Genomic DNA, 15,584 nt, shown 5'->3' with positions numbered 1-15,584 from the left:
GTCTTTGCAGCGATACTGCCGTAAGTTACAAATTGTGTTTGCGCATGTCAAAGAACTGCGCTTTTTGTCTATTCGCCCATATAGCGCCTTCATCTTACTATTTAAAACAATCAAAGAAAACTTGGTTGTTGAATGTCAGCCCATTGATATAAGCTAGAGGTATATTCTTGCATATAGCAAATTTGGCATAACATCGCGCAGCAAATTGCTATGCGGGAAAATAAAAAACAGAGGATCTATTGATGAAAAAACATCTTGTATTGGCGATCTGTATCGCATTGTTACCTGGTTTGGTAAGCGCTTCGGGAAGTTCAGCCCCTACACCGGAAAATCGGGCATCTGATGCGCTGGGCGTGAGTGTTGGATGGATTACCGGGAAAGGTATGATGTATCGTCGCTACATGGGCGATAACTATTTTCAGGCCGGTATGATCGCCTATTACAACAAAGACCAGGGTGATAAATACGGCGACTTGGCGTTAATGGTTGGCAGGTATATACACTATACCAATTTTTCTGAGCAGTTTTTTCCAGTTGCGTTAAAGGTTTTAATGGGCGCGGAAGTTGAGATTGGCGCAGAATATGAAGATCCTTTAACTTATTTGCAGGAAAAGAGCGACTATTTTCATATTGGAGCCGGAATCGGAATGGATATCGGCAATCCAGCGCAAAGAGGATTTGCCTTGTCTTTGGACTTGACCTACATCGCAAGTTTTCGTGATCTGCAGTTGAATGAGAAAGGCTTAGTCTTCGTGGAGCCCAGACCTGGCGTGAGCTTCTTCTATAACTTCTAAATTTTCTATTATATCGCTGCTGGTCTGACCTCTTGGTCAGGCCAGCACACTCGCTTCAGACTTCGCGAATAATTCTTCCAGTTTTTTGATAAGCTGTTCGTTTTCAATCGGTTTGTTCAAATAACAATATGCACCTACTTCTAGTGCTTTGGATTCATCAATTTCCTCGCTATAGCCTGAGCATAAAATTATTTTTTGACCTGGATTGATGGCGAGTAGTCTTTGTATAAGTTGTTTGCCCGTTAAGCGAGGCATGGTCTGGTCAGTGATAACGACATCGAAATCGCGAGTGTGGCTTTCATAATAACTCAAGGCCTCGAGACTTGAGTTGAATGTAGTCACTTGGTAACCCTTTAAATTAAGCAACTCCTGCATGAAATGGGTAATCGATAACTCATCGTCGACCAGTAGAATATGTCGGTTTTTTCCAGATGACGTCACCTTTTCGTCTTTTGAATGAACGAGACGAATTTTCTTCGTGGAATGATTTTCTTCGTAGGGCAGTAAAATCTCGAATTGGGTACCTTCGCCGTCGCTAGTAAGCCTGATGTGGCCATTATGTTTATGAACAATGCCATGCACCATGGGGAGCCCCATTCCTGTTCCCTTGCCAAGAGGTTTGGTGGTGAAAAAAGGGTCAAATATCCGCTCGCTCAAACTGCGTGGAATACCACCGCCTGTATCAGCTACTGTAAGAGATATGTAATTGCCTTCAAACGACTCATGACAAGAGTTGCAAACTCCCTGCACGTTATTAGCAATATGAGTTTCAATATTGATCGTTCCCTGTTCTTCGATAGCGTCGCGTGCATTGATGACAAGATTTGTTATACATTGATGAAGTTGAACGGGATTTCCGTTCAGCAACTTTCCTTCGTCGTGAGTACGAACCCGTATATCGATGCTACTGGGTATGGTTGCTCTTATCATTCTTGTGAGTTCTTTTAATATAGGATCAATAGACAGGAGCTCGCGTTCCAGAGTATCTGTGCGTGAAAACGTAAGTAATTGGCTGACTAGATCTCTGGCGCGATAAGCGGCATGATATATTTCATCGAGATAGCTTCTCATGGGTGGTTTTATATTGTTGCCTTCATCCTGCATTAGGCCGATGTACCCTATTATGATTGTAAGAATATTATTGAAGTCGTGTGCAATACCCCCGGTAAGCTGACCAACGGCTTCCATTTTTTGGGCTTGTTGTAATTGGTGTTGTACTTGTTCATATTCGCGCTTGGCGCGAAGCTCGTCTCCCAGATATCTTGCAATACCCGTTGCGCCAACGACGTTGCCGTCTGCATCATGAAAAATTCGACTTCTAAAATGAAACGGCAGTTTTTCATTGTCAGTATTGACAATGTTGAAACGATCGTCGCTTTCACCAGATGTGAAAACCGCGTGCAGTCGTTGTTCCGCCCAGTTTTCTTCGTCGTTTTCCAAAATGTCGATGAGATTTTTCTGCGCCAGTTCTACGGGGCCATAGCCGGTTATCTCCTGCAATTTGCGGTTCCATGAAATCAATTTTCCATCTTTGTCAATTTGATAAAGTATGTCGGGAATGGTCTCTGTCAGATTAGTAATATGTTCCAAGGTTGCCGTTAATTGACGCTTTGTTTCGTTTAGAGCCGAACGGTATCGTAAGGAAGTGATGCCAAAAGATAAGTCATCAGCTAGGTTCTCGAGCATCAAGATTTCTTTTTCTGAAAAAGCGTTTAGTTTTGACGAATATAAATTCAGCGCGCCGATCACTACGCCATCAATACGCAATGGCAGAGATGCCGACGACGAGAGTTGGAATTGCAAGGCTTTGGCTCGCCATGGGGCGAACAAAACATTTTTTGTCGACGCTTGATTAATCTGTGTCTTTCCAGAGCGAATGGCATTGCCAGTTGGGCCCTGGCCTTGTTCATTGTCGCCCCAGCCGACCTGTATCTTGTTTAGATATTGTTGAGAGTCTCCGGCATAGGCATTGATGGAAACTGAACGATCGACGTCTTCACGTTTAAAACCAACCCATGCTAATTGATAACCGCCGGCATCGACGAGATTCTTGCAAACTTGTTGTAATAATTCTTGTTCCGACTCAGCGCGCACGATAGCGCGAGTGCTGCCTCCCATAGTCTCCAGAACACGGTTGGTAGATTGTAAGGATTCTGCAATCAGTTTTCTTTGCGTAATATCTTCAGTGAGTCCGGTTATTCGTTGAAGATTGCCCTGCTTATCGCGAACGGGGTAGCAGCGCATCATTATCCATCGTACGCCGCCATCAGGTCGTAGAATACGAAATTCGGGAATTTCCAATACTTCAGCGATGCCGCTTTGGGAGTCGTTGAGTGCTTTTGACACCGACGCTTTATCATCAGGATGTATGCTTTCAAGCCAGGATTGTGGGCGAGCAATAAGGCTCTCGCGCGTTTTACCCCAAATACGTTCGTATGCGGGGCTAATATAAAGAATTTGCGTAAAGTCTGGAGACAAAACCCAGAAGGTCTCCCGTATATTTTCCGCCAGTTGTTGGAATAGCGTCGAGTCTTCGGTTTTGTGATCCTTTTTTCTGAGACGCCAGATGTAGTAGGAGAGTACGACTATAACACCGACGAGAGTCGGCAGAATTATTGATGATGCAGGAAGGTGTGTACTTACATCGGTCGTTGTGATCTGTGCCCGAACAGCTCCCGACGCTACGAGTAGTAGTAAGCCTACAGGCAAGCGAGAGTGAACCATATGCGTTCCCTCTTGAATATGATGTCTATAAAACATCACAATCTAGCATGTTTGCGAGGGAAGCATCACGCCTTTTTTATATTGAAATTCTATTCAAATGATTGCTCTATGGCGTGATAACGCCATCACTGAAGATGTCATCCCAGTCGTCGTCATCAATAGGAAAAAAGGTATGCCATATATCGATGTGTTCTGAGGGGGTTGCCTGTGATGATAAGTGATAGTCATTATCGTCCTCAAAATAGTTATTTTCCTCTACAAGATAAAGCTGTGTTTTCATGATGGCTACTCTCGCTGCTGTGACTGTTTTGTTTGTCCTGACTATTCATTTAACGGCAAAAGTCCGGCGTACGGCTGTGAGAAACATCACAGTGAAATAAAAAGTTATAAACGGCATAGCCGAAATGGGTTATTGACCACGTCGCCAGATTTTTCTCAAATGGAGGCGCTGCTGTTTCGTTACTGAAACAAGGATATAAAGAATCAAAAAACATCATGGAGGTTTTATGAGTGGACTAACCGTATTACTGATTGGGCTGTTATCAGTAATTGTTGTCTGGTTTGTCAAGGTCTGGCGTGAGGAACGCCGCGCAGCAATAGTTCGGCAAGCGGACTCGTTCAATCGATGACCGGAAAATATCAATGTAGATAAGTCTGGCGCTTATTTTTGTCTAGTGGGCTTACAGGGGTTGAAACAAAGCCTTCATGTGAACCACGTACTTGAAATTCATTACCCTGATGTATATATTAGCGTTTCATTAATTAGTTATATTCTAAATATGAGGCCAACTATGACGAGGGTAATACTCGACGTGCGTGAGCGCGACGAATATGAGCAGGAGCATGTAAAACATTCGATTAATGTGCCGCTTTCGGTTTTCACAACCGTCGCACCTGGCATACTTAATCAATTGAAAGATAAAGAAATTGTGCTTATGTGCCGTAGCGGTGCCAGAGCTGCTCAGGCATTGGCGCAGGCGCAAGGGCTTGGATATAACGATGCACATTCCTATTCGGTCTTCCCCGGGGGCATCGTGGCTTGGAAGGAGCAAGGCATGGAAGTGCAGGCCGCTGCCAAGGCGCCGTTGCCACTCATGCGCCAAATGCAAATCATTGTAGGTTGCCTGCTTGTAGTTTTTGCGGCCCTTGGTGCATTTGTGAATCAATGGTTTTCTGTTGCCACTATCGTATTTGGCGGTGGCTTGCTGATGGCTGGTTTGACTGGGAATTGCGCTGTCGCATCATTGTTGGCAAAGGCGCCGTGGAATCGCACAGATCCGTCTTTGAGGAAAGCATATTGCCAGGCTGCGGGTAATTGCGAGTGACTATAAGATTTATAACACAATTGTGTAGCAATAAGATTCACCTGTTTTTCCGAGGTTGACTTCCGAGTAAAGTGCATATACATTAATGCATATACACGAAGCGCGAGAGCTAGCTCATGTCCACTTTGACGCCTGATTCTGAACAACTGAAGTGTATGAATCTTCAAATGCTTCGAGCCAGCCATGTGGTGTTAAAGACGTATGACGATGCCTATCGGCCATTCGGTATTCGGGCAACTCAGTTACCGGTACTGAATCTGATAGCACAGCAAGGCAAATGTACCATTCGGGACATTGCTGATGAGACAGAGAGTGAACGTAGCGTACTGAGTCGTAAGCTACAGGTCATGGAAAAAAACGGATGGATAGGACGTGAAAGTATCGCGGGTACTCGGGAGCAGGCCTATATTCTGACGGACACAGGCCGACAATTGTTAGACAAGGTGAAGCCAGTGAGACTGGAAGTTCAGCAACAGTTGTTAGGTCGTCTTGATGAAAATGAACGCCATCTCCTGATCGGGTTGTGCGATAAGCTCAAAGCATAGACCACAATATTTTTGTTTTTACTTTTAGCGAATTGGAGGCAGAAAATGATGCGGATTATTTCAGGTTCAGAAGCTCGTCGCCTGGTTCAGGAGCACGGTGCGCAGATCGTAGATGTACGCAATCCTCAGGAATATGGCATGGGCGCGGTCCCAGGCGCGGTAAATATTCCAGTGAATATGATTCCCCACCTGGCAAACAAACTTGATATCACTAAGCCAGTGGTTGTGTATTGTTTGAGTGGTGGTCGTAGCGCCCAGGCGCAGATGATACTCAACAGCATGGGCTTTAGCAGTGTTCACAACGTAGGTTCGTTACAAAACTACATGCAAGGGTAAAATTTTTTGCCCTTTTATATTAGTAATAGATAATATTCTAACTAAGGAGGCTGTATGAAGATCCGTCAACTGTTTGATCAAGATACCTGGACTTACACCTATCTGATATGGGATGAGACCACAAAGGAAGCCGCGATTATCGACTCTGTGAAAGAACGCGTGGGGCGCGACGCGAAGTATATCAAAGACCTGGGTCTTACCTTGAAGTACGCGCTTGAAACGCATGTGCACGCCGATCACGTGACCGGCGCGGGTGAGTTGCGCAAGCAGCTGGGATGTAAAGTTGGAGTGCATGCCGAAGGTGGCGCGAAGTGCGCGGATATACAAATAGTCGATGATCAGGTGTTTTCTTTGGGTGATCAGAAAGTTGTCGCAATGCACACCCCTGGCCACACCAATGGTGATATCAGTTACTTAATAGATGGTGCCGTCTTTTCTGGAGACGCGCTTTTGATCCGTGCTTGCGGCCGTACAGATTTTCAACAAGGTAATTCCTCGACTTTGTATGAGTCTATACACGCAAAGTTATTTAACCTGCCGGATGAGACCGCGGTTTACCCGGGCCACGACTATGAAGGTTTTACTCAGTCCACAATAGGCGAAGAAAAGGCACTAAACCCTAGATTGGGTAATCACAAGCCAAAAGCCGATTTTATGCACATCATGGACACCATGAACCTGCCCAAGCCTAAGCGCATTGATGTCGCGGTACCGGGAAATCTGGTGTGTGGATTAAATGACGCAAATGCTGCGTAATTTGTAACAATTGTAAATAGTTAGAACGGAAGGCTTAGCCTTCCGTTTTTTTTTGTGCCCGAATTCCCATTTTTTGAGACCCCTTGGTATTAGTGAGTCAAGTTCCTCCCCTGATAAGACGATAGGAAAAAGCCGAGAGTAATAGATAATTTCAGGAGAGAAAATGATGAAATCCAAATTTTTGATGGCAGGCGTGTTGGCCTTATCAACAACAGCCTGTTTACACGAAACCGGAGTACTTGATGAGCTGCTGGCTGGGAATGACGTTTCCTCTGGTAGCGACATCGTCGCCGTAGACGGCAGCAAGTTCACTGAAGCGACAACTGTTGTTGAAGTTGATTCCACTACAGCTATGACTAACGTGCGCTACAACCTGGTGAACAAATTGGCTCCAGCAGTTGGTCATCTGATCGGTGGTACAGATACTGTACTAACGGCTCTGGATGATGGCTCGAACCAAAGCGGCGACCAAACAATGGCAAAAATGCTTAAGGGCGCTTCTTCAATGATGGGCAAACTTAGTGGTCGCGTAACTGGTGATGACCCAATAGGGATGTTTTTTGACGAAATCGTTTCTCATCTGGAGAAAGAGAGCCATGTAGGCAATGTCATCACTTGGAAAGTGAAAACAGCTTCCATCAGCGTAATCTGCGTTCGTGATGAATACAATCCGACTACAGATATGTACGATACTGTTCCAGACAAACCTTGTGAGGCCTTGGCAACTAACGCACGTTTAGTACACACCCTGGCAGCTGATAACGCGGGTGTGTTCGTGCTTACATATAAAGACCTAAAGCCCATCGGATTCGGATATAGTCCGGACGAATGGTATCTCCAGGGTGAGCTTTCTGGTTTCAAGAGTATGGTCACCGATGTTGAGACGACCGCAGGTCTCACCGTAGAGCAAAGCATGAGACTGCCTGCCAATATGCACGGTGTGGTTCGTCTTGGTCTTAAAGACAATGCGGATGGTACTTATGGCGCAGGATTCGGTGTTATCGAAGACGTAATTGTGACAGACGCGACGACTGGAACTGATGTTCATATCGCAAAAGCGCCTTTGGTTAAAGTATTGCTCGATACCAATAACAGCACCATCAAAACAACATTGGGTGTAGCGGCTGTCAATTTCATGGGTACTGACCACTATATGGATGGCCACTATGACGATACAAGCGTGTGGCATGAAACTGAAATTGAGTCCACATTCAAGCTGGTTTTGGCTAAGTTGACGGGCGAAGTCGTTATCAATAGTACCCTAGGTAGCGAATCTATCAAGGTGACAGGTCTGAGTGTTGGTCCTACGGGCATAGCGGTAGACAGTACCTGGAAACAGACTTTTGTTGCTGATCCTACTAATGTTTCCAACAGTAGCGATTCCATCAAAATTAGTGCAGCTGATATCACGGGTCTTGCCCAAATCGGTACCAAAACCATTACTACCGATGTTGCTCTGGATGTGAAGGTAGATTTTGCGAACTCTGGTACCGATCACAATGGTCCATGGGATAACGCAGGTTCATTCCACGTGACTGCGGCGGCTGGTACAGCGGTTAGCATGGATAATAGCTATGATGAGTTGATAACAGAAACTGATGGTAGTACTTGGAATAAGCACCATGAGATCTTCGAAATCAAGGCTGCTGGTCCGCTAAATATCACCGCAGTTGAAATTGGTGCGGCAGCTGATGGCACAGACATAACTCACGAAGTGTCACTGGCAGCGCCTAACTGCTATGACATGGACGGTACAGATGGTCCAGTACAAGTTGACTGTGCTAATCCAGCAGTACTAGTTCCATAGTCAATATTTGGTTTGTAACGTGAAGGCCGACACTCTGTGTCGGCCTTTTTTATTTTCTTCTTGTGGTTCTACCGTTACACTTTGCGCTTGAAGAAATGAATGTTAATGTGCTCAAAGTCATCGGCACGGTGCGTGCTGGGAATAATATTTGGTTGTTTGTAAGGGCTCAGGATTTGACAGAATGACGGAATCCATCAAAAAAAAGAGTGTTATCTATATTGAGGACAATCTTGCCAACCTGAAACTGGTCGAGCAGATTCTGGCTAAACTCGATAATGTGGAATTTCATTCCGCGCCAAACGGTGTTTTGGGAATTAATCTCGCTCAAACCTATAAACCCAGCCTGTTGATTGTGGATATCAACCTTCCGGGTATGAGCGGTTTGGAAATTGTAAAAGCGATTAAAGAGTCGCCTGAATTGCGTCATATCCCATGCGTGGCCTTGAGCGCGAACGTGATGCCGACGGATATGGAAAAGGGGCGCGAAGCGGGATTCGATGACTACCTGACTAAGCCTGTGGACGTCATAAGACTATTGGAGGTCGTGCAGCGTTACACGACCATGAGCGAATAGGAATCCGCTAAACCCGCCAATGCTCTTCCAAGGTATCGAGTCTCAATGTGTATTCCAGTTTTTCGTTATCTTTTTGGATCTGAACGATTCCCGTCCGGCTTCCCTCGCTGCCAAAGCTGAAACGATAGTCAAATTTTCCCGGAAGCTGAAATTTTTGCTGTTCGTTCTTGCCGTCCACAAAAAAACTCACTTGCGCCTCACCACTCCCGTCTAACATCACCGTGAGCCGAAATTCCTGATTGATCAATCGGCGATAGATCTGAGGATCTCTATTGACGTTGTATTCAAGGTTGTTGAGTCGAATACTGCGTACCAGCTTAGACATGATGATCTCCTGGAAGTGGTTTGTATCTGTTTCGGAATAGTAGCAGAAAAATAAAGAGGGGAATCTCGATAGGCGATTTGAATTTACGTTTCTTAATTGTTGCTATTAAGGCTGATGACATGGATTATCTTGAATTCGCCAAGTCGATTAGAATGAGATTGTTTTCAGTTGGGTAGGGGAAACCGGGAGAAAGTAATGGCATTTCTTTTGGAAAAGAAACCGCAAAAAAACCTCAGTCATGGATCTAAAGGAGCAATGTCGGTGGCAAGCCGGCGTGCCGTGTTTATCGCCGCAGAGCGCTACCGTAAGCATAGTTATGGGGCAAATCACCCTCTGGGTATTCCACGAGTCTCCTTGACCTATGACTTGATTAAGGCGCTTAACGCGATTGGCTCAGATGAGTTTGTACCATCGCGTATGGCTAGCGAAGATGAGTTATTGATGTTCCACACGGCGCCTTATCTTCAGGCAATGCGACTAAGTGAAGAGCAGGGGAGGGTGAGTCGAGAATACCGCCAACGGTTTAATATCGGGACTGCGGAGAATCCCTGGTTTCCGGGATTTTATACCACGCCGGCTACGGCCACTGGTGGTAGCATTCAGGCGGCAGAATATGCGCTTCGAGGAATACCGGCTTTCAGTCCTGCTGGAGGTATGCATCACGCCTTGCCTGACAAAGCCTGCGGCTTCTGTTTTTTTAATGACCCAGCGTTGGCGATTTTAAGGCTGCGCGGGGAGGGCTTGCGTGTGTTGTACCTCGATATCGACGCACATCATGGTGATGGTGTCGAATATGCGTTTTGGAATGATGATTCAGTGCTGACGTTTTCGATTCATATGGATACGGGTAAGGCCTATCCGTTTAGCGGTGGTCATTGGGATCAATGGGGAGAGAACGGCTTGGCGCTCAATGTTCCTCTTCCCGAAAAGACCAATGATAGTGAATACCGCTATGTGTTTACTCAGCTTTGGCAGCCAATGTTACAAAGTTTTAAACCGCAGGCGATAGTGTTGCAGGCCGGAACAGATATTCTGATGCCAGACCCATTAGGAAAATTTTCCATATCGACACAGTTATTTCTCGAGGTGCTTGAGCAGGTTTTGAAAACGGCGCCGCTAGCCGAGTCCGGCGGGCCGCGCTTAGCAGTGCTTGGCGGTGGAGGTTATCATCCTCTTGCTTTGGCGCGTTGCTGGGCAGGTGTGTGGGCGGTGCTGAGCGGACGAGAGTTGAGTGATGAGCTACCCTCGCAAGCAGGAGATTTACTGCGCGCGGTCGAATGGGATCTGGATGAGGATGAAGACTATTTTTCGACATTTTTCCAGCGGCGATTTGATGCTGCGCAGGAAGGCGAAATTCGATCTGAGATTCGGGAGTTAATACAGCGGATAGGGGAACACCATCCACTATTTCGATAGCGAGGCGGGACATTGTTGATTGAAGGTTTTGCCACAGCACAGGGCACGAAACACTATGCGGAGTTGTGTGCAGGGTTTACTGCCGTAGGACATTTTAGTGAATTTCTCAAAACACGCATGCGACTCAGTAGTCTCGGCATCGGTACTTTTCCTGGTCTTGCGGATGGGCAGGTAGATCGCGCGATTGCCGATATCGTGGCGAGAGCCGTGGGTGGCGGAATCAATGTGATTGATACCGCTACACACTATCGCTATGGACGATCGTTAAAGGCTGTCGGTTTAGGCTTGCAGAAAGCGTTCGATCAAGGCGTCGCGCGAGAGGCGGTATATATTGTTTCAAAGGGAGGCTTTCTGTGTTTTCCCGATGGACCGCCTGCTGATTTTAACAATTGGTTTGAATCAGAGATTGTTGCACAAGGGCTAGGAAGTTTGGAAGATCTTGCGGCGAGTTGCCACTTACTGACACCGGCCCATATTCGTCATCAGCTGGATCAATCACGCACACAGATAGGCGTAAATACGCTGGATGCGTTTTTGATAGATCAGCCGGAAATACATATCGCCGAAATTGGAAAAGAAAATTTAAATCGAAAACTTTTACCGGTTTTTGTCGAATTGGAAAAGGCTGTAGCGGAAGGTGTTTTGCGTGGTTACGGAATTTCAACTTTTAATGGATTTCGTGTAGCCACTGACGATGTGATGTTTCAGTCGTTGACCTCACTCCTGGGTCTGGCGGAAAAAGCCGCAAAACAAGTACTCGGTGGAAACGGGCAACACCATTTTCAGCTTATACAAATGCCATTTAATCAGGTGATGACGGAAGGCTTTACGCGTTTTAGTCAGGCCACTGGTCAGGATAATATTGCATCGACCGTACAGGCGGCCTATCAGCTCAATCTGTATGTAATGTCGAGTCACAGTCTGATGAAGGGCAAACTCGCGCAGCAGAGTCTGGACATCGTGACTAAGATGACCTCCGACCTGGAAAATCCCGCGCAACGAGCGATGCAGTTCAATCGTTCAACGCCAGGTATCGGTACGGCTTTAGTCGGTATGAGTCAGGAGCGTCACCTTGACGATATGTTAAAGGTAGCGGCAACAGTGCCACTTGAGCGTAAGACCTATTTGCAGATGTATCAACGCACAGAGGAATAGGAAACGCTATTTTTCTGTCCTCGCCTGTTTTTGGCGCGCCAATTCACGTAATAGTGCCTCTTGCTCGGCAAAGGAGGGTGTATAAGATTTGCCGCGTTTATCCTGTCCTACGCGCTTGTCCGCAGGGATTTCCGAATTTTTAATATCCGTATAGTCACGTAGATAATCATCGTGATCGGGGCTGTATTTTCCTCGAAAATTTGCGTCAGGCATGGTGTCCTTGTCTTGTTGTAAGTAGATAGCGCTACGCAGTTCTTTGTTAATCTGAATTATGCGTCGGTCTATCCAAACAAGATCGACAACAGCCAGCACGCCCATGCTCAACAGTGGCAGCCAGGCGAAAGTAGTCTCGGTGAGGTATAGAATAAGACTGATAGCACTGAGAGAGCTGTATATTGCTGCGAATAGCGCGCTTTGAAGATAAATTCGGTGCGCGCCGAGTGGAAATAAGAACCAGAGAAGATAGGCGAAAAGAGGGCGTTTGCGCGCGCGTATGAAGCGCTTGTTAACGCTCTGTACCCCTTTACCGTGGAGATCGATTTCTTCCCAGGCGCTGCTCATGTTATCCCAACAGAATTGAGTGAAAGTATTTCAATTCTAGAGTATTAGCTGATATTATCCATCCCTAAAAGCGAATTTATATTGAAGGTGAGATGGCTGATCGAAGATTACAAGTATTCCACACCGTAGCCAAGCTGCTGAGTTTTACCAAGGCTGCGGAAACCCTACATATGACCCAACCGGCGGTCACCTTTCAGGTACGCCAGCTCGAAGAATATTTTAATACCCGCCTGTTTGATCGTACCCATAACCGCATAAGTCTCACCGAAGCCGGAAAGCGGGTGTATGAGCATGCGGGCAAGATTTTCGAACAATATGCGGCAATGGAAAATGCGGTTAGAGAATTGACCGGCGAGGTCAGCGGCGTCCTGATTATCGGCGCCAGTACCACCATCGCGGAATACATGCTGCCTTCTCTGCTGGGTGATTTTAAACACAAATATCCTGATGTAAACGTGCGACTCAAAGTCTCCAACACCGAGGGTATTGTGTCGATGGTTGAGAATAATGTCATCGATCTGGGTGTGGTTGAGGCGCCAGTACAGAACAAGAATCTCGCGGTTGAGTTGTGTAAGAAAGACCAGCTTGTGGTGATCGTTCCGCCTAAGCACCCACTTGCAGGTGAGTCGAGAATTACGCCGGCGCAATTGCTTGAACATCCCTATATATGTCGTGAAGAAGGTTCAGGCACGCGCGAGGTGATTTTGGAATATCTCCATGGGATAGGTATCAATCCTAATGAGCTTGATGTGATTATGGAACTCGGTAGTCCTGAAGCCATTAAAGGCGCGGTTGAGGCAAATATCGGTATGACCGTATTGTCACGCGCCACATTGAGTAAGGAGCTCTCCTTGGGTACTCTGGTTGCGATCAAACTGGATCCGCCGATAGAGAGACCATTTTCTTTTGTTCACCAGAAACAGAAATTCCGTCAACGCGCCATGGACGAGTTGCTCGAGTTTGCACGTCAGTATTGCAAGGACCATCCTGGGCTCGAATAGGTGTACCCGTTTTAGCTGGCTGAAGCAGTGTGTGGGACTAAATCCTGCAAGTGCTGTTTCCGTCGCTAATCACATATGCACATATGAAAAACTACGCCATTATCCAGCATAACTATAGTGAGTTTTTAGGTTTGATCGAATCGCAATTAGAAAAACGCGATATCGGTTTCAACTATTTTCGTCCGTTTGTCGGTCAGGATTTGCCGGGATCAGCGCTGCAGTTTGATGCAATGTTTCTATTGGGTGGCCATATACCTAGCCAGGACAGGGAAAACATGCCTTGGCTTGAATCTGAGAAGAATCTCATCGGCATTTTCGAAAAATCCAAACGACCTGTGGTGGGCATCGGTATGGGTGGTTTGTTGGTGGCCGAATTTTATGGCGCAACACCTGTTTCAGAGCCATTGCACAACGCGTATTGGACTACAGCGCATATCACCTCAGCGGGCAAACAGGATTTACTCGCGCAATCCGTAGACGGAAAAAAGGTCTTAGTGATGTTTAATGGCGACGCATCATTACCTGAAGGATTAGAGCCGCTGTTAGTGGATGACTATGGACACTGGATCGCGATAAGGCCAAACGAGTTGGTATATGGTTTGCTTTTCCGTCCTGAGTTAAAACCGGGGATGATTGAAGATATGATCATGGAAGCGGGTCGATCGACACCGGATCACATCGGCGACATCTTGCAGCAGGCGCGCGACGAATGGGAGACATCTCAAAGAACAACCGATGCGGTAATCGTCGCTCTGGTGAAAGCGCTGGACTTGATGACAGAACGTAAGAAACCTCCCGTATTTCGAATCAATGTTGAATCCTAGTGAATAAAACCGAAAAACAATTGCTCGAAATCTTTCGTCAGCTGGATGGGCAGGGCCGTAATTCCTTGCTCGACTTTGGGTTGTTCCTGCAAGGCAGGCACGCGGCAACATCTTTGCCAGTATCGGAGCCGAATGTAATTTCAGCGAAAGAAGGCGAGACGGTGGTAGGGGCGCTTAAGCGTTTGTCACAGTCCTATCCTATGCTGGATAAATCGAAAATGTTGAATGAAACATCGGTGTTAGTCACCCAGCATGTGATGCAGGGACGCGGTAGGACAGAAGTCATTGAGGAACTCGAACTTGTATTTAAGAAGCACTATCAGCGATTAAAGGAAGGCCAGTCATGATTGATATGCTCAAGACCTGGTACTACCGGCATTTTTCGAACCCGCAGGCCGTCATACTTGCGCTGATACTCGTCTCCATGTTCGCGATTGTGATCTATATGGGAGAAATTCTATTACCCTTGTTGATCGCTATCGTGATTGCCTATCTATTGGAGGCCCTCGTTTGGCAGCTTACACGGCGCAAAATTAAACGTAAGTTTGCCATGCCCATCGTATTCGCGCTGTTTCTCGTCTGTTTAGTCGTAGGCATTGTTGGATTGGTACCGCTGTTAGTTGAGCAGATCGTACAATTTATCGAAGAGTTGCCTAAGATGATATCGAGCACGCAAAAGGCGCTGTTACAGTTGCCCGAGCAGTTTCCGCATTTGATATCTGAGGAACAGGTTCGCGACATCATGAAAAGTATCGCCGCCGAAGTTGCGAAGGTAAGCCAGGCAGTTCTGTCGTATTCCCTGGCATCCTTGCGTGGCGTGATTACGTGGATGGTGTATTTGATTCTGATCGTGTTGCTGGTGTTCTTTTTTCTCAAAGATAAGTATCAAATCGTATTGTGGTCGACTCGCTATTTGCCACGGGATCGTGGTCTGGTTACCCAGGTGTGGCGGGAAATGGACGAACAAATCGGTAACTATATTCGAGGAAAAATAGTCGAAATTATCATCGTTGGTTTTGTTACCTATCTGGTTTTTGCGTTGATGGGTATGAACTACTCGGTGCTGCTCGGCTTGCTTGTCGGCTTGTCTGTGTTGGTGCCGTTTGTGGGCGCAACGGTGGTAACGATTCCGGTTGCCTTAGTGGCGTTTTTTCAATGGGGCTGGACGCCAGAGTTTTTCTATCTGATTATTGCCTACGGCATAGTCCAGGCACTGGACGGAAATGTGTTAGTACCGCTCTTATTTTCTGAAGCGGTGAATCTACACCCGGTTGCGATTATCGTCGCGATAATTTTCTTTGGCGGCGTCTGGGGTTTTTGGGGTATTTTCTTTGCGATACCTTTGGCCACACTGGTCAAAGCGGTACTCAATGCCTGGCCCAAGAATCAGGACGAGAACAAAGAGTCCGCAGCGACCTAAGTGTTCGTTTGAATAATGCCT

General features: G+C 46.5%; 18 protein-coding genes. 14 read left to right on the top strand and 4 right to left on the bottom strand.

What is annotated here, in order from left to right; translation table 11 throughout:
* The first annotated feature begins 242 nt into the window (after positions 1-242).
* Positions 243-794 carry a hypothetical protein gene (locus OEZ43_08660; protein ID MDH5545650.1) on the top strand — a complete coding sequence of 184 codons (552 nt, stop codon included), beginning with the start codon at positions 243-245 and terminating at the stop codon, positions 792-794.
* 36 nt (positions 795-830) lie between these two features.
* Here OEZ43_08660 and OEZ43_08655 read toward each other — a convergent pair whose 3' ends face one another.
* Both OEZ43_08655 and OEZ43_08650 read right to left on the bottom strand, forming a co-directional pair.
* Positions 831-3,518, bottom strand: coding sequence for a PAS domain-containing protein (locus OEZ43_08655; protein ID MDH5545649.1), 2,688 nt, complete (start codon positions 3,516-3,518; stop codon positions 831-833).
* Positions 3,519-3,624: 106 nt separating this feature from the next.
* Complete coding sequence (locus OEZ43_08650; protein ID MDH5545648.1) at positions 3,625-3,798, bottom strand: hypothetical protein; 174 nt, start codon at positions 3,796-3,798, stop codon at positions 3,625-3,627.
* A gap of 226 nt (positions 3,799-4,024) precedes the next feature.
* On the opposite strand from OEZ43_08650, the gene OEZ43_08645 reads away from it, so the two are divergent.
* The 7 genes from OEZ43_08645 (at position 4,025) to OEZ43_08615 (ending at position 8,861) form a co-directional block, all read left to right on the top strand.
* Positions 4,025-4,147, top strand: coding sequence for a hypothetical protein (locus tag OEZ43_08645; GenBank protein MDH5545647.1), 123 nt, complete (start codon positions 4,025-4,027; stop codon positions 4,145-4,147).
* Between the two features lie 162 nt (positions 4,148-4,309).
* Entirely contained in the window at positions 4,310-4,843 is a 534-nt protein-coding gene (locus tag OEZ43_08640) for a rhodanese-like domain-containing protein (GenBank protein ID MDH5545646.1), read from the top strand.
* A 116-nt stretch (positions 4,844-4,959) separates the two neighbouring features.
* Positions 4,960-5,388 (top strand): MarR family transcriptional regulator, encoded by a 429-nt coding sequence (locus OEZ43_08635; protein ID MDH5545645.1) that lies wholly within the window; start codon positions 4,960-4,962, stop codon positions 5,386-5,388.
* A 45-nt stretch (positions 5,389-5,433) separates the two neighbouring features.
* Positions 5,434-5,724, top strand: a complete 291-nt coding sequence (locus OEZ43_08630; GenBank protein ID MDH5545644.1) for a rhodanese-like domain-containing protein — start codon at positions 5,434-5,436, stop codon at positions 5,722-5,724.
* Between the two features lie 54 nt (positions 5,725-5,778).
* Positions 5,779-6,480 (top strand): MBL fold metallo-hydrolase, encoded by a 702-nt coding sequence (locus OEZ43_08625; protein ID MDH5545643.1) that lies wholly within the window; start codon positions 5,779-5,781, stop codon positions 6,478-6,480.
* 163 nt (positions 6,481-6,643) lie between these two features.
* On the top strand, positions 6,644-8,287 hold the full coding sequence (locus OEZ43_08620) for a hypothetical protein (GenBank protein MDH5545642.1): 1,644 nt from the start codon (positions 6,644-6,646) through the stop codon (positions 8,285-8,287).
* A 181-nt stretch (positions 8,288-8,468) separates the two neighbouring features.
* On the top strand, positions 8,469-8,861 hold the full coding sequence (locus OEZ43_08615; GenBank protein ID MDH5545641.1) for a response regulator: 393 nt from the start codon (positions 8,469-8,471) through the stop codon (positions 8,859-8,861).
* 7 nt (positions 8,862-8,868) lie between these two features.
* Here the strand turns inward: OEZ43_08615 and OEZ43_08610 are convergent, their stop codons facing one another.
* Entirely contained in the window at positions 8,869-9,186 is a 318-nt protein-coding gene (locus OEZ43_08610) for a hypothetical protein (GenBank protein MDH5545640.1), read from the bottom strand.
* Positions 9,187-9,381: 195 nt separating this feature from the next.
* Here OEZ43_08610 and OEZ43_08605 point away from each other — a divergent pair, with 195 nt between their 5' ends.
* A complete protein-coding gene (locus tag OEZ43_08605) occupies positions 9,382-10,602 on the top strand; it encodes an acetoin utilization protein AcuC (GenBank protein MDH5545639.1) in 1,221 nt (406 codons plus the stop codon).
* Positions 10,603-10,614: 12 nt separating this feature from the next.
* Complete coding sequence (locus OEZ43_08600; GenBank protein MDH5545638.1) at positions 10,615-11,757, top strand: aldo/keto reductase; 1,143 nt, start codon at positions 10,615-10,617, stop codon at positions 11,755-11,757.
* Between the two features lie 6 nt (positions 11,758-11,763).
* Here OEZ43_08600 and OEZ43_08595 read toward each other — a convergent pair whose 3' ends face one another.
* Complete coding sequence (locus OEZ43_08595) at positions 11,764-12,318, bottom strand: TM2 domain-containing protein (GenBank protein MDH5545637.1); 555 nt, start codon at positions 12,316-12,318, stop codon at positions 11,764-11,766.
* Between the two features lie 92 nt (positions 12,319-12,410).
* On the opposite strand from OEZ43_08595, the gene OEZ43_08590 reads away from it, so the two are divergent.
* The 4 genes from OEZ43_08590 to OEZ43_08575 all read left to right on the top strand — a co-directional run bounded on the left by OEZ43_08590 (position 12,411) and on the right by OEZ43_08575 (position 15,563).
* Positions 12,411-13,319 (top strand): selenium metabolism-associated LysR family transcriptional regulator, encoded by a 909-nt coding sequence (locus OEZ43_08590; GenBank protein MDH5545636.1) that lies wholly within the window; start codon positions 12,411-12,413, stop codon positions 13,317-13,319.
* An 83-nt stretch (positions 13,320-13,402) separates the two neighbouring features.
* Positions 13,403-14,143 (top strand): GMP synthase, encoded by a 741-nt coding sequence (locus OEZ43_08585; GenBank protein MDH5545635.1) that lies wholly within the window; start codon positions 13,403-13,405, stop codon positions 14,141-14,143.
* The gene (locus OEZ43_08580; protein ID MDH5545634.1) at positions 14,143-14,490 is read left to right on the top strand and encodes a Crp/Fnr family transcriptional regulator; all 348 of its coding nucleotides are present in this window, start codon (positions 14,143-14,145) and stop codon (positions 14,488-14,490) included. The genes OEZ43_08585 and OEZ43_08580 overlap by 1 nt, the downstream gene beginning before the upstream one ends.
* The gene (locus tag OEZ43_08575) at positions 14,487-15,563 is read left to right on the top strand and encodes an AI-2E family transporter (GenBank protein ID MDH5545633.1); all 1,077 of its coding nucleotides are present in this window, start codon (positions 14,487-14,489) and stop codon (positions 15,561-15,563) included. The genes OEZ43_08580 and OEZ43_08575 overlap by 4 nt, the downstream gene beginning before the upstream one ends.
* Positions 15,564-15,584: the final 21 nt, after the last annotated feature.

The sequence above is a fragment of the Gammaproteobacteria bacterium genome, assembly GCA_029881255.1.
In the GTDB taxonomy this organism is placed as follows: Bacteria; Pseudomonadota; Gammaproteobacteria; order S012-40; family S012-40; genus JAOUMY01.
Note: the sequence above shows the minus strand (reverse complement) of the source record. Positions and strands in the feature narration are given on the sequence as shown.